20 protein-coding genes are annotated in these 22485 nt (G+C 42.1%); all 20 read right to left on the reverse strand.

Translation table 11 applies throughout. From position 1 onward, the window contains the following. Positions 1-21: 21 nt before the first annotated feature. Positions 22-1032, reverse strand: a complete 1011-nt coding sequence (gene wzzB / locus WH298_RS02420) for an LPS O-antigen chain length determinant protein WzzB (protein WP_180822126.1) — start codon at positions 1030-1032, stop codon at positions 22-24. Between the two features lie 77 nt (positions 1033-1109). Then, positions 1110-2519 (reverse strand): NADP-dependent phosphogluconate dehydrogenase, encoded by a 1410-nt coding sequence (gene gndA / locus WH298_RS02425; protein ID WP_180822127.1) that lies wholly within the window; start codon positions 2517-2519, stop codon positions 1110-1112. Positions 2520-2683: 164 nt separating this feature from the next. Continuing rightward, positions 2684-3097 carry a WbuC family cupin fold metalloprotein gene (locus WH298_RS02430; RefSeq protein WP_180822128.1) on the reverse strand — a complete coding sequence of 138 codons (414 nt, stop codon included), beginning with the start codon at positions 3095-3097 and terminating at the stop codon, positions 2684-2686. After that, on the reverse strand, positions 3084-4298 hold the full coding sequence (locus tag WH298_RS02435) for a glycosyltransferase family 4 protein (RefSeq protein WP_180822129.1): 1215 nt from the start codon (positions 4296-4298) through the stop codon (positions 3084-3086). Before WH298_RS02435 ends, WH298_RS02430 begins: the two co-directional genes overlap by 14 nt. Further along, entirely contained in the window at positions 4298-5428 is a 1131-nt protein-coding gene (gene wecB / locus WH298_RS02440) for a non-hydrolyzing UDP-N-acetylglucosamine 2-epimerase (protein ID WP_180822130.1), read from the reverse strand. The genes WH298_RS02435 and wecB overlap by 1 nt, the downstream gene beginning before the upstream one ends. Before the next feature lie 9 nt (positions 5429-5437). Then, a complete protein-coding gene (wbjC, locus tag WH298_RS02445; RefSeq protein WP_180822131.1) occupies positions 5438-6556 on the reverse strand; it encodes a UDP-2-acetamido-2,6-beta-L-arabino-hexul-4-ose reductase in 1119 nt (372 codons plus the stop codon). A 3-nt stretch (positions 6557-6559) separates the two neighbouring features. Further along, positions 6560-7603, reverse strand: coding sequence for a polysaccharide biosynthesis protein (locus WH298_RS02450; RefSeq protein ID WP_180822132.1), 1044 nt, complete (start codon positions 7601-7603; stop codon positions 6560-6562). Positions 7604-7621: 18 nt separating this feature from the next. Beyond that, complete coding sequence (locus WH298_RS02455) at positions 7622-8740, reverse strand: hypothetical protein (RefSeq protein WP_180822133.1); 1119 nt, start codon at positions 8738-8740, stop codon at positions 7622-7624. After that, positions 8733-9905, reverse strand: a complete 1173-nt coding sequence (locus tag WH298_RS02460) for a hypothetical protein (protein WP_180822134.1) — start codon at positions 9903-9905, stop codon at positions 8733-8735. The genes WH298_RS02455 and WH298_RS02460 overlap by 8 nt, the downstream gene beginning before the upstream one ends. Beyond that, positions 9902-10963, reverse strand: coding sequence for a pseudaminic acid synthase (pseI, locus tag WH298_RS02465; RefSeq protein ID WP_180822135.1), 1062 nt, complete (start codon positions 10961-10963; stop codon positions 9902-9904). Before pseI ends, WH298_RS02460 begins: the two co-directional genes overlap by 4 nt. A gap of 2 nt (positions 10964-10965) precedes the next feature. Then, positions 10966-11490, reverse strand: a complete 525-nt coding sequence (pseH, locus tag WH298_RS02470) for a UDP-4-amino-4,6-dideoxy-N-acetyl-beta-L-altrosamine N-acetyltransferase (RefSeq protein WP_180822136.1) — start codon at positions 11488-11490, stop codon at positions 10966-10968. After that, positions 11487-12587 carry a UDP-2,4-diacetamido-2,4,6-trideoxy-beta-L-altropyranose hydrolase gene (pseG, locus tag WH298_RS02475; RefSeq protein WP_180822137.1) on the reverse strand — a complete coding sequence of 367 codons (1101 nt, stop codon included), beginning with the start codon at positions 12585-12587 and terminating at the stop codon, positions 11487-11489. The genes pseH and pseG overlap by 4 nt, the downstream gene beginning before the upstream one ends. 2 nt (positions 12588-12589) lie before the next feature. Further along, complete coding sequence (gene pseF, locus WH298_RS02480; protein WP_180822138.1) at positions 12590-13279, reverse strand: pseudaminic acid cytidylyltransferase; 690 nt, start codon at positions 13277-13279, stop codon at positions 12590-12592. Then, on the reverse strand, positions 13276-14436 hold the full coding sequence (gene pseC, locus WH298_RS02485) for a UDP-4-amino-4,6-dideoxy-N-acetyl-beta-L-altrosamine transaminase (RefSeq protein WP_180822139.1): 1161 nt from the start codon (positions 14434-14436) through the stop codon (positions 13276-13278). The genes pseF and pseC overlap by 4 nt, the downstream gene beginning before the upstream one ends. A 97-nt stretch (positions 14437-14533) precedes the next feature. Further along, positions 14534-15763: a lipopolysaccharide biosynthesis protein gene (locus WH298_RS02490; protein ID WP_180822140.1), complete on the reverse strand. Its 1230-nt coding sequence runs from the start codon at positions 15761-15763 to the stop codon at positions 14534-14536. A gap of 539 nt (positions 15764-16302) precedes the next feature. Then, entirely contained in the window at positions 16303-17316 is a 1014-nt protein-coding gene (galE, locus tag WH298_RS02495; protein WP_180822141.1) for a UDP-glucose 4-epimerase GalE, read from the reverse strand. 48 nt (positions 17317-17364) lie between these two features. Further along, a complete protein-coding gene (gene galF / locus WH298_RS02500; RefSeq protein WP_007888920.1) occupies positions 17365-18258 on the reverse strand; it encodes a UTP--glucose-1-phosphate uridylyltransferase GalF in 894 nt (297 codons plus the stop codon). A gap of 337 nt (positions 18259-18595) precedes the next feature. After that, a complete protein-coding gene (locus tag WH298_RS02505) occupies positions 18596-19936 on the reverse strand; it encodes an MOP flippase family protein (protein ID WP_007888923.1) in 1341 nt (446 codons plus the stop codon). Continuing rightward, the gene (locus WH298_RS02510) at positions 19933-21156 is read right to left on the reverse strand and encodes a glycosyltransferase (RefSeq protein WP_036620816.1); all 1224 of its coding nucleotides are present in this window, start codon (positions 21154-21156) and stop codon (positions 19933-19935) included. The genes WH298_RS02505 and WH298_RS02510 overlap by 4 nt, the downstream gene beginning before the upstream one ends. Positions 21157-21160: 4 nt before the next feature. Then, positions 21161-22423, reverse strand: coding sequence for a colanic acid biosynthesis pyruvyl transferase WcaK (wcaK, locus tag WH298_RS02515; protein WP_007888926.1), 1263 nt, complete (start codon positions 22421-22423; stop codon positions 21161-21163). Between the last annotated feature and the right edge of the window lie 62 nt (positions 22424-22485).

Genomic DNA, 22485 nt, shown 5'->3' on the forward strand with positions numbered 1-22485 from the left:
GGATAGGCCGGTTCATTATAATTAATGCCGGTTACGATAACCTTTAACGACATTTCTACCAATAACAATTGAGGAGCCTAATACTCCACCAAGAATTAGCGCCAATAAAACTGTTAACGTTTTTTTAGGACTATCGCGTCTTAATGGTAGATCAGCCTTAGCGATGTAACGGAAAGATTGCAAATTATCAGTTTGAATTTGAACGTGAGTTACTGCAAGCAATGCGCGTTCAGCATTATAATAATCGTCGTCGAAATCTAAAGGTTTAGTCGCTTCATTAACGATCATTGCATTCAAAGCATCACTACCTAAAAGGTAAAGAGTGTCATCAGACAAATATTCAGCCTGATTTAATTGAGATTTGTTTATTCCGGATTGCTTGGCGACTTTCAATGCTTGATTGATCACATCAATGCGATGTTGCTTTTTATTAATGGCAATTTGCTTATGCGCATCGAGAATATTTGATAATTCTTTTGCTTTAATACCCAGGTTCTTTTTAAGATCTAATCCATAATCATCCACAACATCTTCATTAACGGCTGAAATGTATTTCGTCAACTGTTCTTGCGCCTGGCGTGCAGTTTCAGCAACAAAAGAGATCGCTAGAGAATCATTGCTTCCTTTATTAACCTGATCGATACGCAATGTTAAGGGTTTTTCAAGATTAGCCAAAGAACCTGATAATGCACTCATTGACGAATTGAATCGCGTGAACATCTGATTTTGCAGATCGGTAATTGAAGGTTTATCTTGTGGATTTTGTGCATAGAGTGTACTTAACGTGGCGTTATAATTAGCAACTTGACCTGCAGATGGGAGAGTCACTATCGCTTTTGAAGTCCACTTTTCTTTTACTACACTTAGATAGACAAGACTCAATGCGACAGTAAGAACCATGGCCGCCAAAATAATCAGCTTACCTTTCCAGAGTTGCACTATAATATCAATTAAATCAACCTCGTCATCATTATTATATAGTGCTTGCTGTGAGATTGAGTTATCAGAATCAGGGCGTTCACTTTCTTTCATATGTAAAAACACTCACAAAATTCAATAAATTCATAAAATAAAAAACACCTCTCATTAGCGAGAGGTGTTAAATATAATTAATCTAACCACTCTGTGTGGAATACACCATCTTTATCAATGCGCTTGTAAGTATGGGCACCGAAGTAGTCACGCTGAGCCTGAATCAGATTGGCTGGAAGAACTTCCGAGCGATAGCTGTCGTAATAGGCAATCGCAGCTGAGAAGGTAGGCGTTGGAATCCCATTTTGAATTGCATAAGAAACGACATCACGCAGTGCTTGCTGGTATTCATCAGCGATGTTCTTGAAATAAGGATCAAGCAACAGGTTTGCGATATCAGCATCGGTAGCATAAGCATCAGTAATTTTCTGCAAGAACTGAGCACGGATAATGCAACCTGCACGGAAGATTTTGGCGATTTCACCATAATGCAGATTCCACTGGTTCTCTTCTGATGCAGCACGTAACTGAGAGAAGCCCTGAGCGTAAGAAACGATTTTGCCTAAGTACAGAGCACGGCGTACTTTCTCTACGAACTCTGCTTTATCACCAGTGAATGCTTTAGCCTGTGGGCCGCTCAGTACTTTAGAAGCAGCAACACGCTGAGACTTCAATGAAGAGAGGTAGCGTGCAAACACCGATTCGGTGATGAGAGACAGCGGCTCACCTAAATCCAGTGAACTTTGGCTAGTCCACTTACCCGTACCTTTATTTGCGGCTTCATCGAGGATGACATCAACCAAATATTTTCCATCTTCATCTTTCTTGGTGAAGATATCTTTAGTGATATCGATTAGATAGCTGCTCAGCTCACCGTTGTTCCAGTCAGTAAAGGTTTCAGCCAACTCTTCGTTGGTAAGACCCAATGCACCTTTCAACAGAGCATAGGCTTCAGCAATCAGCTGCATATCGCCATATTCGATGCCGTTATGCACCATCTTCACGTAGTGGCCAGCACCATTTGGGCCGATGTAAGCCACACAAGCTTCCCCATCCTCAGCACGGGCTGCAATCTTATCCAAAATTGGTGCAACCAACTCGTAAGCTTCTTTCTGACCGCCTGGCATGATTGATGGACCTTTAAGTGCGCCTTCTTCACCACCGGAAACGCCGGTGCCAATGAAGTTGAACCCTTGATCTGACAACTCTTTATTACGGCGAATAGTGTCTTTATAGAAGGTATTACCGCCATCGATTAAAATGTCACCTTTATCGAGATGAGGAGTCAGAGAAGCAATAGTCTTATCTGTAGCTTCACCCGCCTGCACCATCAACAAAATACGACGTGGTTTTTCAAGCGATTCAACGAACTCTTCAACAGTGTAAAAAGGCGCGAGTTTTTTGCCTGAATTCTCAGCAATGACTTCATCGGTCTTCTCACGCGAGCGGTTGAAGATTGAAACGGTATAGCCACGGCTTTCGATGTTAAGAGCCAAGTTACGGCCCATTACAGCCATTCCTACAACGCCGATTTGTTGCTTAGACATTACATACTCCTGTCAGATGTGTTAGCTGCGCATTTTTATTAGCAGCACAAAAGTACTTCGATGTTAACCCACTAAAGATGACACTGGATAGCCTAAGATGCTAAGCACGATTTGTTTGGATAAATGTCAAGCACCAGAAGAGAGAGGAAACATAGCCAAATAACTTATCCACAATACCATTGTGGAAATGATTTGGCATAATCAGGGTCAAAAGGCCCTTCCTTAACCTCAAGCATTAACGCGCGATCCGAGATACACTCGACGCTATGAATATCCCCTGGATGGAATTCAACTAAACTAATACCCGTTTTGGGGCCGGCAATAAACGACTTCAATATTCCGCCATTCGAATCATATAAAGTTATCTCCAGCTCCCCTTCTAACACACTGAATAACTCCCATTGATGGGGTAATTCGTGGTAGTGCGGCTCGACATAGCTTCCTTTAACAAGAGCAATGAGTAATTTTTGCACCTTGTCATTATGAGAATGATGGAGAAGGAGATGGGAACGTTTTCTTTCAGACTTCAATGCATTATCGAATACAGTACTAATTGTGGCATCATCAAAGATTTTCATTGTTCATCTCTAAACTATGTTCAATTATATCTGCAGCAGAAGAAACCGAAAACTGTTCATTTAAAAGATTGAATGCCGCAATTCCTTTGCACTTGCGTAATTCAACATCTTCTAATAGTTTAACTGCCGACTGAAAAAGCAATTCATCTTCGCCATTTAGGTGAATGAAACCCGCTTGAGCATCATTTACAACACTTTCCAAATCATTTCCTGCATTAATACTCCCGAGAATAGGCAAACTTTCGACCATATAACCTAGTAATTTACCGGGAAAATTGAAAGCAGTATGATTAGCAGCAAGGGAAAACAATCCTACATCCACTTCAGAAAGAATAGATTTGAAAACAGATTGATTTACCGAAGGCAAGTAAGTGAAATTTTTAAGTGACCATTCCTTTGCGAGGTCATTGATTAAAGAAACTTCATCACCCTGCCCAAGATATAAAAAATATGCCTGCTCATATTTCTCCATGCTACGAGTTAAGCGCATTAAATTAGCCATATCTTGAGCATGACCAATATTACCGCCATAGAAAAAAATGACTTTATCAGTTAGGTCTAATGACTGTCGAATTGAGACATAATCTTTAGATCGAGTTTTAAAAGGTGCGACTTCAGCCCAATTCCTGAGTATTTCACACCTGAGATTTGGGTTGATTTTATTAAAAAGCGTAAGATTGTTTTCTGACATTACGCCAATGCTATCAGCATTAGTGTATGACTTCATTTCAAAGTGACGGAAGTATTTTTCAATCAGAGAGCCACTTTTTATCATGCCCGCGTCGATTGCCCACTGAGGAAACATGTCGCGCAATACCAAATAAGACCTGCATAGACAACGTTGTTTGATTTTTTTGACCAAGCCACCCCAAAACACAGATGGAGAATAATAAACAATTCCGTCGAAAGTATTGGCTTTAATCAGATGACGAACAGCTTTCCAAGCTCGAAGGGATAGTAGCGTTTCGTTTACACCACGAGTCAAATAGCTAACATCCTTAATCGGCCCATTTTTGAAACGCCAGACTGCCACGCCATCTAAAGAATCCATAACGAGATCTTCATGCTGCTCGGCTTTAGGGGTTATAACAGTGACATGGTGTCCGCGTTTAATAAATTCCAGAGCGAGCTCATGGAACATTTTTGCGCCGACACGAGTACTTTCAGGTAGATAATCATCGATGATTAAAGCCAAATTCATTAATATTTTTTCCAGACAACTCGCTTTATGTAATCCGTATAGGAGTGAACAATTCGCACAATCTTATCTGATACATTTGGCATACTGTAATCATTAACTTGCCGAAGCAGCCTCTCCTCACCACGGGGCTGAGTTTCTAATACCGCGAGAGCTTGTAAAACACGATCAGTTTCGAGTCCAACCATCATTACTGATGCTTCCTCAAAACCTTCTGGACGCTCATGAGCTTCGCGAATATTGAGTGCAGGGAAGTTCATAATAGATGACTCTTCCGTAATTGTTCCACTATCTGAAAGTACTGCTCGAGCATTTTTTTGCAAATGATTGTAATCATGAAAACCTAATGGTTTTAACAATTGGATGTTTTCATGGAATAAAATACCATTTTGCTCAATACGATTCCGGGTTCGAGGGTGCGTAGAAACGATTACCGGTAATTGATATTTCTCCGCAATGGTATTAAGAATGTCTGCTAGCTTAACCAATTGTCCAGGGGCATCAACATTTTCTTCACGATGAGCACTAACGACAAAAAAATCGTTTTTCTTTAAACCAAGACGATTAAGTACATCAGAACCATCTATTTGTGGCATGTAATGATTCAACACTTCAAACATCGGGCTGCCAGTCTTAATGATACGATCGGCAGGTAATCCCTCTGCGAGGAGGTATTCTCTGGCAATGTCACTATACGTTAAATTCACATCTGCCGTGTGATCAACTATTCGACGATTAGTCTCTTCGGGGACGCGCTGATCGAAACATCTATTACCCGCTTCCATGTGAAAAATAGGAATTTTACGACGTTTCGCAGCGATAGCTGAAATACATGAGTTTGTATCGCCTAAAACCAGCATAGCTTCAGGTTCAACTTCAGCAAAAACCTCATCGATTTTAATAATAACCTGCCCAATAGTTTCAGCTGCGTTTTTACCCGCAGCATTAAGAAAGTAATCAGGTTTTCTGACATTCAGATCATTGAAAAAAACCTCATTTAATTCATAATCGTAATTTTGTCCAGTATGGACTAAAATATGATCACAATATAAATCTAGCTTTGCAAGAACGCGGGAAAGTCGAATAATTTCCGGTCGAGTCCCTACTACTGAGACTATTTTTAATTTTTTCATTGAGAGCTCTTATAACTTAGAGGCGAACGTGTCAGGATTTTCAGAATCAAAATTTTCATTAGCCCATACAATCGCGATTAACTCTTCCTTACCGATGTTCGTCACGTCATGAGACCAACCGGGTATAGTCTCCACAATTGTTGCATGGGCGCTATTCGTAGTTAATTCGTAAAATTCATTTGTGATTAAATGGCGGAACCTGAATTTAGCTTCCCCCTGAATAACTAAAAACTTTTCAGTCTTACAATGATGATAATGGCCACCTCGCGTAACACCTGGGTGTGCAGTGAAATATGAAACCTGGCCAGAGTCTACTGTTTTGATTACTTCTACAAAACGACCACGTGGGTCTTTATGTTCTTTAATAGAATATGAGAATTCATCGACTGGAAGGTAGCTAACATAAGTGGAATACAATGCCCTTAGAAAGCCAGTTCCCACAGGCTCTGTAACCAATGTTTCACGACTTCTTTTGAAATTTACAATGGTTTCTGCAAGTTGACCGACGGTTGTTAAATATGCAGTCTCAACTTCCAGAAAGCCACATTCGCTGACTTTTCCGTTCATAGCCAAAAGAAATGTTGAAATCACATCATCTATATATACCAACCTTAGCAAATGATTTACATTGTCAATTTGCAACGGAATATTATTGGCGATGTTATAGCAAAATGTCGCAACAACGGAATTATAATTAGGTTTAGCCCATTTACCAAAAACACCTGGCAAACGACAAATATAAACGGGAATGTTAAAATCTGTTCTAAGTTGCAATAGTATTTTTTCGGCATCGTGTTTAGAACATCCATATGGCGTATTTGCTTCTGCATGTATTGAAGAAGAAAATAACACAGGGATTTTACGCCCTGTTTTGCTGGCAATATCCGCGATGCAGGAAGATAAATATTGAGTTAGTTCAATATTTCCGATAACAAATTCTTCAGGATTTAGCGGGCGATTAATGCCCGCAAGATGAAAAACAAAGTCTACGTCATGTAAGAGTGCTGATAATTCTTGCTTATTCTGCTTGCGACTAAAGGTGACGAAGGTAACTTGCTGAATTTCAGCCAGACGTTGAGTGAGATTCTTCCCTATAAAGCCATCAGAACCAGTGATCAGGACTTTCACCACTTATTCCTCCGGATCTGCATATTCACCAAGAGAAATTTTTTGCATGAATTCTAATTTCATTAGCAAGTTAGTCATACCTTCAACATCCAGCCGCTGAGTATTATGAGAATTGTACTCTTCTCCACATAAAGCTTCAGTCATTTTCTGCTCGCCTTCTTCGACGAATTTTGCATAGTTTAAATCTCGCGTATCAGCAGGAACGCGGAAATAATCGCCCATATCTTCAGCACAAGCGCGCTCTTCTTTACCTAATAGAGACTCGAATAGCTTTTCGCCATGCCGGGAGCCTATAATACTCACTGGATGCTCAGGCTTTTTCATTAAATTCAGAATGGCTTTAGTAAGAATTTCAACTGTGGCAGCAGGAGCTTTTTGCACAAAAATATCCCCATTATTACCGTGTTCAAATGCATAAAGGACCAGGTCTACAGCATCAGCTAACGTCATCATGAAGCGAGTCATACTTGGTTCGGTAATGGTGATTGTTTTACCTTGCTGAACCTGTTGTACAAATAATGGGATAACAGAACCTCTTGAAGCCATCACATTACCATAACGAGTGCCACAAATTACTGTACCTGTTCCTTCCAGGTTGCGACTAGCAGCAACCATCACTTTTTCCATCATAGCCTTACTAATACCCATCGCATTGATTGGATAAACAGCTTTATCTGTACTAAGGCATACAACGCGTTTAACGCCGGCTGATATTGCACAATTAAGTACATTTTCCGTGCCTAATACATTTGTACGTACAGCTTGCATTGGATGAAATTCGCATGAAGGTACTTGTTTCAACGCCGCAGCGTGAAATACATAGTCAACGCCTCTCATCGCAGCGGCAATACTCTTTTCATCACGAACATCGCCTAAATAGAACTTAAGCTTGCTACTGTTGTATTTTTTTCGCATGTCATCTTGTTTTTTTTCATCGCGACTAAAAATACGTACTTCGCCAATATCCGAATTAAGGAAGCGTTTGAGAACTGCGTTGCCGAATGAACCGGTGCCACCAGTAATTAACAGCACTTTATTTTTAAACATGTAAACTCCAAACAGTAATTATGAAAAAATTAAATTTGATTTTCTGGGGCTAGTTTTTAGCAAAAATGAGAGACCTACAACTAACCAATAAATATAACCTAGAGGCCATAGCCTAGGAATGTTAGTAGTCAACATCATCAAAAACAACATCAAATGACATATTAATAACACTTTATTCTTAGCTTTAATACATTTGACTACGGCAATGAATTGGACAAAAATAAAAAACACAAGCATCAAGATTCCAGAAAACAGCAGGATATCCAAATATGCATTATCTACCAGTGATGTATTATATACACCAAAAAGGATACCTTTTAGGTCTTGACCATAAGTAGTAAATAAATCTGTTATAGTTTGATATCTTATATATGCACTTTCCAAAGTGAATTCTCTAATGCTCGTATTTAAGGATATAACTTGTTGGTAAAATACAAACGCCATTCCTAATATTGCGCATGTTATAAATATAGCAACTCTATGAATTGCCGAAACTGAGAAAAATAATCCTATGATATAAACTAGCAAAGCAGTTTTGGAACCACTGAGAAGAATAACAAAAATGCACAGTAAAAGAGAAACAATCCGATGCGTTTTTTTTGGCTCGATAATATAGAAAATGATAGACAATAACGAAGCTACCAAACCAGTGTTATTTGGGTTCATAAAAGGTCCCGTAGCTCTAAATCCTGATCGCGAGTATATATCCCCAAAAGTATTATAATACACTTCGAAAAAAGAAAATAATAGTGTAGATAATATCAACACCCAATAAAAAAAACAAAAATCCTTTAATGTTATTTTGAAATTATTTTCGCCGCCGGCGACAATAAAAGTTAAAAAAGGGAAAAATAATTGAAAAAGAAGTAGATTTTGCTCTGAAACCCAAACCATACCTATTAAATTGGTAACAATTAAAAACATAAAAAGAACTAAATACCATGATAAGTATTTTTTTAAATTTGGAAGAGATGCACATGAAATTAGAATTATTGGAATAAAAACTAAATATTTTATATACTGAATCCATCCACCAACACCACCCATTAGATAATGCTGACTGGGAAAAAAATAATATAAGGCTCCATTTAAAAAGAAAATATATGTTAGCAGAATAATCATTCTACGCTTATACATTCAGTTCACCTTTGATCAAGTCTAATCTAGCCTTATTTTTTAACTCTGAATCCAAATTAAAAAATGTGGGCTTACTTGAAAAGTGGGCATTAAAATCCTCAAATTTAAAAGAGTATTTCTCATTGGGGAATTCATTATTTTGTGTTTCAATAAAATATACGGGTTTACCTTTTAATAAAAAATCAAGTGAAGATGTTGAATTCTTAGTAAAAAGACAGTCAAATTCACTTGATAAATTTTCCATAAAATCATTCGTTATATTGAGCTGTGGCCAGTAAAGTCTTAACCATAGTTTCAAGATAAATGTTAATTTAGTCGCAGGGTGTAATTTAATTTCAACATTGCATTTGATATCGCACTTCTCAAGTATTTTTTTAGCACTTAAGATAACAGTAAAAATTTCTTTATGAAAAAAAGATGGTGCAATAAGAACATTAACAAATTTTTTATTACTGCACAAAAACACTTCACTTTTATTCGTTGAATCTGTTGTATACCGCCCCTTAGTTAACACTTTACATTTTGCTATTTTTCCATAAAGAATATCAACATTGTTCCCCCAGGCCCAAAATTGCTTCGCATTAACTGGGAAATAATATTTAGGGGAAAGAATTAAACCATGCTGAACCACAATTGTTTCAGTTCTAGATTTTTCCTCCAACGCACTAATTAATATAGCTATATCTACAGGTTGATCATTGAAACATAAAAATGTGTTCATGTTTGTAAAATGTTTATCAACGCAAAAATCCACAGCCTTATACAATTCTAAAATCATAATATTTAGCCATCTTCTTTTTGTAGAAAAAAAAGCAGCAAAAGCTATAAAGAACAGCTTAGATATCAATGGCACTGAATTGATAATGGTTTTGAGACTTAGTTTCGTAGCTTCTTCAAATTGTAGTAATGTATGCTCACCTAACTCTCTAATAATTTTATCATTATAAAATTCATATAATCTTGCTTGATTTTTACCTTTCACTAGTACCATTTTCCCTACAAAGCGGCACTTGCATCTATTAAGATGAATATACTTTAATATAGTGATAAATAGCTTTAAAATTATTAGTATTTTCTTTTTCCCACGAGATGATTTATAAATATATCTACCACCTTCCCGTGTTACGTCTTTTATTTTTAATATGGGGTTAATTATCTTTTTCATAAAAAATCAATATCTTCTTTTTTCACTGGTGAATTAACCTCAATTCTTTTATTGACTCTCTTTCCAATAATTTCATCTGCAAATTTAGGTGCCAAACCATATCCTGGTCTGACACTTCGAAATGAATCATTAGTTATAATCTCTCCTTTTTCTAAGGACTTAATAAAATAAAGAGAACGTCGAAATTTAGCATTACCTTGCTCGCTTGATTTGCGTCCATAATTAACGGTACCTAAAGCTTCCCAGGCTGTTTGGGTCCCCTCACAGAGTTGTCTCATTTCTGCTGGCTCAAGTGAGAAACTATCATCTGGACCGCCGCCAGAGCGATCTAAAGTAAAGTGTTTTTCAATAATAGCTGCACCAAGTGCAACACTCGTTATAGCCGTCGTATTATCCAGAGTATGATCAGACAGCCCTGTGACTAAACCATGGCGGGTTATCATGTCCGAAATTGTCCGGAGATTATAATCTGCTGCTGGCGCAGGATAGCCACTAACACAATGAAGAATAGCAAGTTCTTTACAACCACCTGAACGAGCAGCTTCAATAGCGTCTTCAATTTCTTCGGCATCAGCCATGCCTGTAGAAATTATCATTGGCTTACCAGTACCTGCAACGTAGCGGATTAGCGGAAGGTCTATAGCTTCAAATGAGGCAATTTTATAGGCTGGAGCATTTAGGTCTTCAAGTAAATCAACAGCAGTTTTATCAAATGGTGAACTAAATATAGTAATCCCTATCTCAGCCGCATAATCAAACAGTATCTTATGCCATTCCCAAGGCATTGAAGCTTGCTGATATAGTTTATAAAGTGTTGTGCCATCCCATAATCCTCCTTTGATTTGAAAATCATCTTTATCACTGTTTAATGTGATGGTATCGGCTGTATATGTTTGTAGTTTTATTGCATCAGCCCCAACATATTTAGCTTGTTTTATAAGTTCTAGCGCATTCTCAATTCGTCCATTATGGTTAGCTGAAAGTTCAGCAATTACATATGGAGAATGCTGCAGGCCAATTTTACGACCTGCAATATTAATTAAAGGAGAATTATTCATTATCAGTTACCTTCATTGAGCCAATCATTTTTAATTAATCCGAAACACATAACATTGTGGTATTTTTCACCATCATAATAATGATCGCGTAAGATACCCTCTTGTTGAAAACAAAGTTTATTATGGAGATATAATGATCGATGATTGAATTCGATTACGCGCGCACTTATTTTGTATAGCCCTAATTCATTAAAAGCATATTGCATAACAGCTTTACACATTTGGCCCCCAACGCCTCGCTGGGACGATGGATCAACGTAAAATCCCCACTCAGCAATGCCACCTTGATCAACCGAGAATTGTGCAAAACCTCTCTTGATGTTATCACTTTCAAACATCAATAAGTGTTTATTATCATTGTCTTTAACTCTTTCAAACCATGACTCGTGATCTTGTAATGAAATAACATTGCTATTAAACATAAATTTTCTTACGAAATCATTATTACGCCACTGCAAAATAAGAGATAAGTCTTCTTGCTGCAGCTTTCCAACTTTATTAGGAGGAAAAAAATTTATTTTACTCATACCAAACTCTCCAATTCTCTCGCTACTTTATAAGTACCGTTGCCATCTGTGATCAATGAACAGGAAAGTGACATCTTATCTAACACTCCATCATGAGCATTTATAAAGTTAAACCATTCAGCAAGATCTTTTTTTACTTTTTCTACTGAGTCAATCACAAATGCTGCATTATTGATTGAAAGATTTTTCGCAATGACATTTTGATTATCAGCCACTACAATCATAATTGTTGGTACGCCCAAAGCACAGCGCTCCCACGCTGAAGAACCTGCTGCACCAATAGCCATATCACACTGGCTTAACAATAAAGCCATTTCATTAGTATCAACGTGTATATTCGTACGCCAGCTAATTTTTTCCGATATTGCTTTTACTTGTTCAAGCCATGGCGATTTCCCTCCCATAATGATAGTTAACTCACAATCATTAGGAAGATCACAATTTGAAAGTATATTCAGAACTTCAGATGTTACGTTATCTTTGTCAATCCCTCCAATTGAAATTAAGATAGATTTCAACTTACCTCTATTAGTATTTTTTAGACTAATATTTCGATATCGATGAAATTCTTTTCTCAATAATGAGTACTGCGAACCGTAAAGGGCAACACAATTTCTGGGAATTAATTTTTCGTAATTATGTGATGTTCGACCTTCATTCTGATCTAATAGAAAATCACTATTATGTTTCCGGTTCGCCAAATCATCTATAACAGCTATTTTAATTCCTATTTTTTTAAAATTATTTTCCCAGACTTCATCCAAAGCATAGTGATCAACAATCAGTAAATGAACATTGATATTTGATAGAATATCTAATGTTTGCACAGAATCCTCTTGCTGAGAACAACCTAACCAGCTTTCGTATTCATCTTTAAAATTAACTGATATGTTATTTATTTTAGGTAGACTAAGGCACGTATATCCTTTATTTTCAATTAAATTAATAACATTTCCCACATGTGGCTTAGTGACAAAATAACAAATAGCCCCTCTCTCAGTCATTTCTTCAGCAAGAGTCAAACACCTCATAACATGTCCAGTTCCGATATGCAGAGAGGCATCTACTCTAAAAACAATATTTTTGCCGATTAGCATGCTCAACACCGATTGAGTAGAAAGTAAAGTTGCTCAGCTCTCTCCCAATCTTCCTGAGTATCGATATCTTGTACACGTGTCCGAGGCAGAATGATTGGCACAGATAAGCTATTAAAAATAGGTTTTTGTTTGACCCATGATTCTGATTTCCCCCAATAAAATTGGCCAGCATCATGAAACGCATCCTCAAGGTCCTGTGAGCGTGTGGAATAATTTTCAGGGAAAAACATTTCCAATGAACCTTTGTGATTTAATCTGACTGCGCGTTGGATAGGAAAAGGGTATTGAGTTACTGAAAATGCGTAATCTGATTCTTTCTCATTTAATAATCTCAAACCTTCAATAAGATCATTAGCATTGATAAAAGGCGCCGTTGCGTAAATACAGCATGCTGCAACGACCTTATTAACATTTTCCTCAATCCAACTCACCGCATGAGAAATAACAGGCACAGTACCTGTGTAATCATCAGATAAATCTGCGGGCCTAAGAAATGGAACTTCCGCACCGTAATGTCGTGCAACATCTGCTATTTCAAGGTCATCTGTCGAAACAATGATTTTATCAAAAATAGCACTCTCTTTTGCACAAATAATGGAATGTGCAATCATTGGCAGACCGCAAAAATCGCGGATATTTTTCCTTGGTATCCGTTTACTTCCACCTCGAGCGGGTATTATTGCAACAATCATAATTTCAACGCTTCTTTAATGACATTAACAACTTCATCTTGCTGTTCTGTAGTTAAAGTTGGGTACATTGGAATACTGATTGCTTCCTGATAATATTTTTCAGCCTCAGGATAATCACCGACCTTGAAACCCATTTTTTCGTAATAAGGTTGTGTATGGACAGGAATATAGTGAAGGTTTACGATGATATTTTTACTACGTAAATAATTAAATACATCGAGATGCGTCACTTCAATTTTGTCTAATTCAAGACGAATCACATACAGATGCAAACCAGAGTAACTATCTTGATGCTGCCAGGGAGTTACCACCGGCAATTCAGATAATAACTTATTGTAACGATTTGCAATACTATGGCGCTTAGTTACATACTCATCTAGTCGTTCAATTTGACTTGATCCTAATGCAGCCTGGATGTCTGTCATTCGGTAATTATACCCAAGAGCAACCTGTTGGTAGTACCATGGCCCATCCATCACTTTTGTCATTAATTCAGGCTCGCGAGTGATGCCATGACTTCTCAGTAATCCCAACTTAACAGCCAGTTCGTCATCATTTGTTACTGCCATGCCACCTTCTGCAGTAGTGATTATTTTTACAGGATGGAAACTAAAAATCGTAATATCACTATACTCACAGTTGCCAATCGGCTTATCTTTATACCTTCCACCGATTGCGTGAGATGCATCTTCAATAATACGGAAACCATACTTTTTCGATAAATTATAAATGGCTTGCATATTACAAGGTTGCCCAGAAAAATGTACTGGAACAACAACTTTTGGCAGGCGGTTTTCCTTTTCTGCTAAAACGAGTTTCTCTTCTAATTTAATTGGACATAAGTTGTAAGTATCAGCATCTATGTCCACGAAATCGACTTTTGCTCCGCAATAAAGAGCACAATTAGCAGATGCTACAAACGTGTTAGGCGTGGTCCAAAGCCAGTCGCCCTGACCTAAATTTAATGCGAGGCAAGCAATATGTAAGGCTGAAGTCGCGCTATTTACTGCAAAAGCATGTTTTACATTACAATAGTTACTCACATCCTGTTCAAAACGTGTAATAGCAGGGCCTTGTGTAAGATTAGTGGATTTCAGAACCTCTACAACAGCATCTATATCGGCTTGAGTAATATCTTGTTGACCATATCTAATCATATTTAAACCTAATTATTCTCAATTTTGGATATCTATAGTTTTAGCTTTTCGTTTATCATTACTTGTTAAACGACCAGCAACGACGACGATAATGTATTCAGCTACACGACCGTGATTTGATAGTTAACGTTAAAGTCTTATATAAAAAGATATAAATAAATGCTGCCGTTAATCCAATTGGTATAGCAAAAACCGCATTCCACTTAGATGCGAAATATGAAGTCAGAGAAAACACAACTATTGATGTAATATGGCTATATATTATTGGCCTGTCGATCCCTCGGGCATACAATGCGTAATGAGCTATCATGCCAAATGCATTGAAAATTGTCGCCACTATTAAAATATAGTATATATCGAGATATTCGTAATAAATCGCTTTACCTGTCCACTGGAGAAGGTAAGGAATTACGATAATACTTACCAAAACAAAGAGTATTGTGATTACAACAGTAGAGACTGTCATTTTTAACATTTGCTGATTAAATTCTTTATGTTTTCTTTCTTGGTGAAGATTAATTAAAGTAGGATAGCTAAATGAAAATACTCCTGCATCAAGAAAAGTCATAAGAGTGCTGGCCATACCAATAAATAATACGTAAGCACCAACAATATCTAAACCATTTAGGCTTTGCACCCAATAACGATCAACCGTTTGTATACCTCTCAATGCCAACGTTGCGATTAAAAAAACACCGCTTGTTTGAATGCCTTTTTTAATCCATTGATAATCAATTTTATTTTTCCAACCACCCATCCCTACTTTTTTCAAACAAATAGAACTGATTGAAAATGTTACAATACCCGAAATTAACCAAAAAGCGAAAACAAAATCAAGTGTTCTCAATGTCGGATAAAATATCATTAGTATCACAACAGCTATTGCCCAAAATCCTTGCCTGAGAAAAAGCATCATGCTGGCAACAGTTTGCCGATGAATGGCAACGAGTAGACGCGAAACTTCCTGATTCAAATGTTCAAATATTAAGATTGCAAAAAACCAAATTGATTGCGCAACAGTTATTTTTTGGCTTAACGTAGCAACTACTAAAACCAAAAAAAGCACTAAATATAAAAGCGTCGATACTAAAGCTTGATTTTTAAGAAACCCCCCCCACAACCTCTTATCGGTTTTGATAATTTCGCGTGTGGTGTAAACATAAAAATCTAAACCAACAAAATATAATGCATATCCAATAGTTGCAGTAAATATTCCATACACACCTAGCAGAGATGGTTCTAAATATTTTGCCAAAAAGAACACAAATAGAAAACGACTAACTAAAGTCCCCCCCCTTAAGGCTATATTAAAAATTCTTTTATTCATCATTCAACCTACATTCTCATCGAGATCAGTAACTTATTGCAATCCATTGCTCTCCTGCTTTTTTCTCTTTGTAGAGAGCAATTACATTTGAAGCTACCAAGTGAAGCTATAGTCTTGTTATGTGTGCTGAATCAAGTTATTTATGTGATTTTTAGCAATGCTACCGCCCCTGGCTTACGGCAACCACCTGCTCTTGAACTGACGATAATTTTTTTAAAGACAAACCCTCTCTGTTTGTCAGCCTTTTTATAACTAGCTAATAGATCCAAGCCGCAAAAAAACTTAAGGGAGCGCGCAGGCGTCTCGCTTTAAAATACTCTGCCTATTGAGTGTTAACTGGCAGAGTCCGGCTGTGTAAACACTGTACAAGTCGAGCATTTATCAGCCAATTTTTTTGAGGATCCCCTTACCTTTAGCCGATAAGTTTAACTAATTCTGTAAATAAAAAAAGGCCTCTGTTTCCAGAAGCCATTTACGAAAGAATTTTATTGATAAAACATTAATGTGAATAGCACCAATCGAGAATTCAATTTGATGGATTACTCAAACCCGTTCGGATTCTTCGACTGCCAGTTCCACGTATCGCGCATCATCGCGTCGATCCCACGTGTAACCCGCCAATCCAGCTCATTGTTGGCGAGCGTTGCATCGGCCCAGAAGGCTGGCAAGTCGCCGTCACGGCGCGGTTTGAACTCAAACGGAATCGGCTTGCCAGAGGCTTTCTCAAACGCCTTGATCATCTCCAGCACCGAGAAACCAACGCCGCCGCCAAGGTTGTAAGCTTTGTAGCCTTCAACTTTAGCCAGGTGATCGAGCGCCTTCAGGTGCCCTTCTGCCAGGTCGACAACGTGGATGTAATCGCGCTGAGCGGTGCCATCTGGCGTGTCGTAATCGCCGCCAAACACGCCCAGCTTTTCCAGACGGCCAATCGCCACCTGTGCGATGTACGGCAGCAGGTTGTTCGGGATGCCGGTTGGGTCTTCACCGATTTCACCAGATTCATGCGCGCCAACCGGGTTGAAGTAGCGCAGCGCGATAGCTTTGAAGTTCGGATCCGCTTTAGCGAAATCGCGCATCACGAATTCAATCATCAGCTTTGAGGTGCCGTACGGGCTGGTGGTGCCACCGATTGGCGTGGTTTCCACGTAAGGAACCGGCGCATCTGCACCATACACGGTAGCAGAAGAGCTGAAGATGAAGTTCCACACGCCAGCAGCGCGCATCTCTTCCAGCAGCACCACGGTGCCCGCTACGTTGTTTTCGTAGTATTCCAGCGGCATGCGCGTGGATTCGCCCACGGCTTTCAGCGCGGCGAAGTGAATCACGGCACTGATATCGTTGCTGGCAAACAAGTCACGCAGACACGCACGATCGCGAATATCGCCTTCAACGAACACCGCTTTCTTGCCCGACAACTTTTCCACGCGGTTAATGGCTTCGCGGGAAGCATTGCAAAGGTTATCCAGGACCACAACGTCGTCGCCGCGCTCTAACAACGCCAGCACCGTATGGGAGCCGATGTAACCTGCCCCGCCCGTTACCAAAATAGCCATGTGTACTCCTTTAAACCGCGCGAATGGCGCGGTAGAGAATGAGGAAGCTTATTTCGCCAGGATTTTCTGAATAGATTCGCGGAAATCACGGCCCTGTGCGTTGTTACGTAAGCCATAAGAGACGAAGGCCTGCATGTAACCCAGTTTACGGCCACAGTCATAGCTGGTACCGGTCAGCAGTTGCACATCTACCGGCTTCTTCTTGCTGAGCGATGCGATGGCATCCGTCAGCTGGATACGACCCCATGCGCCCGGCTCAGTGCGCTCCAGCTCTTCCCAGATATCCGCAGAGAGCACGTAACGGCCAACGGCAGTCAGATCAGAATCGGTTGAACCGGCTTCTGGCTTCTCAACAAAGCTGGTGATGGTGCTGATGTCGCCTGGGTTATCAATTGGCTCTTCAGTGGTCAGCACGCCGTATTCGGTCAGGTCTGCACCCGGCATGTGTTTCGCCAGCACCTGGCTGTGGCCGGTATCTTCGAAGCGAGCAACCATCGATGCGAGGTTATAGCGCAGGTGGTCAGCGGTTGAATCATCCAGCAGCACGTCTGGCAGCACCACGACAAACGGGTTATCGCCGATCATCGGACGCGCGCACAAAACAGAGTGGCCCAGACCCAGCGGGTTGGCCTGACGCACGTTCATAATGGTCACGCCTGGCGGACAGATTGACTGTACTTCGCTCAGCAGCTGACGCTTAACGCGCGCTTCGAGCAGCGCTTCCAGCTCGTAAGTGGTATCGAAGTGGTTTTCCACTGCATTTTTGGAAGCATGGGTGACCAGCACAATCTCCTTGATGCCCGCCGCGACGCATTCGTCAACAATGTATTGAATCATTGGTTTATCGACGATTGGCAGCATCTCTTTCGGAATGGCTTTGGTCGCAGGAAGCATATGCATACCGAGACCTGCAACGGGGATTACTGCTTTAAGCTTGGTCATATTTATTCCATTTCATGAAGTGAATGCGTGAGGTCGATTATGCAGGATCGGCCGGTCGAGCAAGTATAATCTTAATCTGAAAAACCGGCACTAACTCTCTGTCGCGCCATCAAAAAACGCCAATTTGCCCTTCAACTGCAGCTTGATTTACCAGGCAATCGGCTACGCTAAACCGCTGAAAAACAGTGGAAGGATTGGGTCAACATTGCGACGAGTGAGACCAGAGATTTTCAGAATAGTGAGGTGAGAAAATAGTCCTGCGGAAATGAACAGGGTTCGCACTCATGCGAACCCTGGGAAGATGGCAGGGTCACCCGCCTGGGTGACCACGACACAATTACAGCATGCCTTCAAACCATTCCGGCATGACGAACAGATTGAAATGATTTACCAGCATCATCAGACCAACAAACACCACCGACACCGAAACCCACTGGCGCGCATACGGCATAAAGCGGATGCCAATCACCGGTTTGATGAAGAATGGATGCGCGAAGGCCGAAATCAGCACCTGCGAGATCGACAGCGTCAGCGCTACATACAGCACGTTCGGCCAGATGTAGGTGGTCGCCAGCACAGCCACCACCACCAGGCTGGCAACAATGTTCCAGTAAAACTCAACGTTGGTGCGCCCGTTAGCCTGTGAGATCGCACCGGTTAAGCCGCCCATCGGACGCAGCATGCCGAACAGCAGCATCAGCGGAATGAGATGGTAAACCTGTTCATGTGCAGGACCGTACAGCACGCGGACAATCACCGGTGACAGAATGCCAATCGCCAGATACATCACGCTGCTGAATAGCATGATGACGAAGGTGCCCTTCAGAAACAGCTTTTTCAGTTGCTCAGGATCGTGCTGCTTCTCAGCAAAACGCGGCAGCGCCAGGCGGTTAATCACCGGCGAAACCAGTTTTAGCGGCTGCAAGATCAATTCTTTTGCCAGCGAGTAGATCCCCAGCATCTCGGCGCCCATCACTTTGCCGACGATCAGCGCATCCGCCTGGGTACGCAGCTGGTTAATGGTTTGCGAACCGAGCTGATACACGCCGTAACGCACTGCGCTAACAAAGGTTTTGCCGTCGAATTCCCAGGTTGGACGCCACGACTTCTCGCCGAAATAGATCATGCAGAGAATGCGCGTGAAGGCGTTGATGAACAGGCCAAGAATCGCCGCCGCCACGGTTAACGAGGTGTAATACAGCATCGCGACGGTGCACAGGAAGGCAAACAGCTTGGTGGCCATCTCAATCTTTGCCAGCGTCACCATGCGTTTGGTTTTCACATAGTGCGCCTGATACTGCGACAGATGTCCCAGCACGAGGAAGTTGAGGCTGGTGAGCATGATCAAACCCACCAGCTCCGGCAGGTGATAGAACCACGCCACCGGATAAGCGATCGCCAACATAATCAAGCCGGTGCAGAAACTGAGCGAGACGTTCACCCAGTAAATGGTGCTCTGCTCGCGGCGATTAATATCCTGGCGATGCACGATGTAGCTGCTCATGCCCATATCCTGCAGCACGGTCGCCACCGCCAGAATCGCATTGATGATCGCCAGTAAACCCAGCTCGTGCGTTTCGAGTTTGCGCGCCAGTACGGCGAGCTGTAACACCTGAAGCAATGCGGCAAAACAGGTACTACCAAACAGCCAAACGGCCTGTTTTTTTAATCCGCTCACACCATGCGCTCCAGAATTTTCGCCAGCTCACCGTAGGCGATGTGCTGATTGAACTCGGTTTCGACTTTCTGCCGCGCTGCCGCGACTACCGGTGCCACATCGACATCCCCGCGCGACAGACGCAGCAGCGTGGCCGCCAGCTCGTCCGGATCGTTTTCCGCCACCAGCCAGCCGCTGACGTCATTCTCAATCAGCTCAGGAATGCCGCTGTGATAGGTAGACACCACCGGTAAACCCACCGCCATCGCTTCCATCAGCGCCACCGGAATGCCTTCCATATCGCCATCCGCAGCGGTTTTGGACGGCAGCAGGAAGATATCCGCCTCGTTCAACGCCTGACGAATCTCATCCTGCGGCTTAAAGCCCGGCATGGTGACGAACTCCTGCAATCCGGCGCGCGCAATATGCTCGCGCATCATGCCATCCTGCTCGCCGTTACCGATGATGGTGAACTGGAACTGGCCGCCGTTATTGCGCAGGATTTCGCTGGCTTTCACTGCCACATCCAACCCTTTCTTCTCGGTCAAACGCGCGACGGAAACGATGCGCAGCGGTTGATGGAACGCTTCACGCGGACGGAAGTTAAACTTCTCCGGCTCGATCCCCATGCGTGTCACGCGTACCTTCTCACGCGGACAACCCATCTCAATCAGCTTGTTCTCCCACAAGTGGCTGATAGGCAGCATCAACTCGCTCTGTTTGAACAGGTTGATGTAGTCGAGCTTGTGCTCTTCGAGGATGTGGCGACGCGAAATATCCGCGCCGTGGAACACCGTCGCTTGCTTGCCTTTCAACACGCCGAGTTCGCGCAGCTTGTTGGCCAGCGCGCCGGCATAGCCGAAGTGCACCAGAAACACATCAGCGGTATAAGGCTGCTTGGTGTTGGCGACAATTGCCGGCAGCAGCAGTTTGCTGGCCTGTGCGCCATAGCGACGCACATTCAGCGACTTAAGTAGCGCGCCTTTGGTGATTTTCGGCAGTATCAAGCCGATACGCTGCGTTAGCTTATCGAGGTTGGATACTTTCTCTTCCGGCAGTAAATAGTGGGTTTTCGCTGCCAAATTGTAGTCATCGAACGCAGCGTGGCGATTGATCATATCGCCTGGGAACACGGAGATAATCTCCACGTCGTAGCCTGCGTCGATGAAATGCGTCACCTGATTGAGCACAAACGTCTCAGAGGCAACAGGAAAACGCATGGTGAAAAAGGTCAGCTTCATCACTTCACCCCAGGACGTTGAGAATTTCTGCTGTAATGCGGTTACCAATCTCACGCTCCTGCGCCACCGCGGTATCAACTTTGTGTTTCACGTTGTCGTAGTCGGCCAGCACCGTCTGCACTTTGTCGATGAGTGAACCGTCCATCAGGCTCTGCACATCGGTGGCCATCTGTGGCAGGCCGAGCTGTTTCATCACGCCGAGCGATTTGTGCTCGTAGTTGATGGCCACGGCTGGCGTACCAAAGTTCATGGAGATGATGGCGGAGTGCAGGCGGGTACCAATGGTCAAATGACAATGGCTGAGCAGGATGCCGAGTTCGAGGTCGTTGAACTCGTCCATGATGACATGGTAATGCTCGGGATGCTCGACATGATCGCGCAGCGTCAGCGCCACCATGCGGTCGTCTTTCGCGTAGCTGTCGATACCTGTACAGGTAGAAAACGCAACCACCTGATAACCTTCGGCAATCATCGCGTTGATCACGCGGCCAAAGGCAGCTTCATACTCTTTCTGCGTCACGCCGAGACGTTTATCAAACGGCGCCAGTTCACGCACGGTAATCGCAATGGTTTTACGCGCGCTGATAATCGCCTGCCAGTGCAGCAGGTTATGGCTAGGATTCGCCACTTCACGCGCCTGAACCAGGAACGCGGTATCAACGCCCTTCTTAACTTTGCTGGTGGTCACACCATCTTGTTTCAGACGATCGTGGCTCACCTCTTCGCGCAGCACCAGGCTGTCGACGCGATCGAACACAAAGTTTGCCAGCGCATTAACGCGCGGGTTTTCAAACGGTCCTACCGAGTGGCCAACCATATGCAGCGGCTTTTTCGCCATCAGCGCACAGAGCGCGTGGTCGAACTGCGTTACACCATACAGGTCGACGAAGAACGATCCGCCAACCTGGATGATTGCATCATATTGCGCGAGGCTTTGGGTGAAGGCCGCCAGGTGCGGTGGCACCGAGAACGATTTGTATAAACCGCCTTTGCCCAAGTGCGCCATCATGATGTCCGGCATCAGACGGTTCGCCACTTTGCGCTTGAGGCTGCCCACCAAACCCTTGCCCGATTTGCTGTTGTGCAGGAACAGGGAATCCTGCTGGATGTGCTGCTGCAGTAAATAGCCAGAGCTTGTTGGATAACGGCTGATGACATCGATATCCAAATCCGCGCGCGCAGATTTGAGCGAATCAATCAGTCCTCGTAAAATCGCGCCATCCCCGCGATTTCCACAGGTATGGTTTCCTACCAATAAGATTTTCATAAAAAAACTCCGGAAAAATTTTTGTAATTTTACAAGCCGCCAATAACCGCACTGGCAAAATG

The sequence above is a fragment of the Pantoea nemavictus genome, from assembly GCF_037479095.1.
In the GTDB taxonomy this organism is placed as follows: domain Bacteria; phylum Pseudomonadota; class Gammaproteobacteria; order Enterobacterales; family Enterobacteriaceae; genus Pantoea; species Pantoea nemavictus.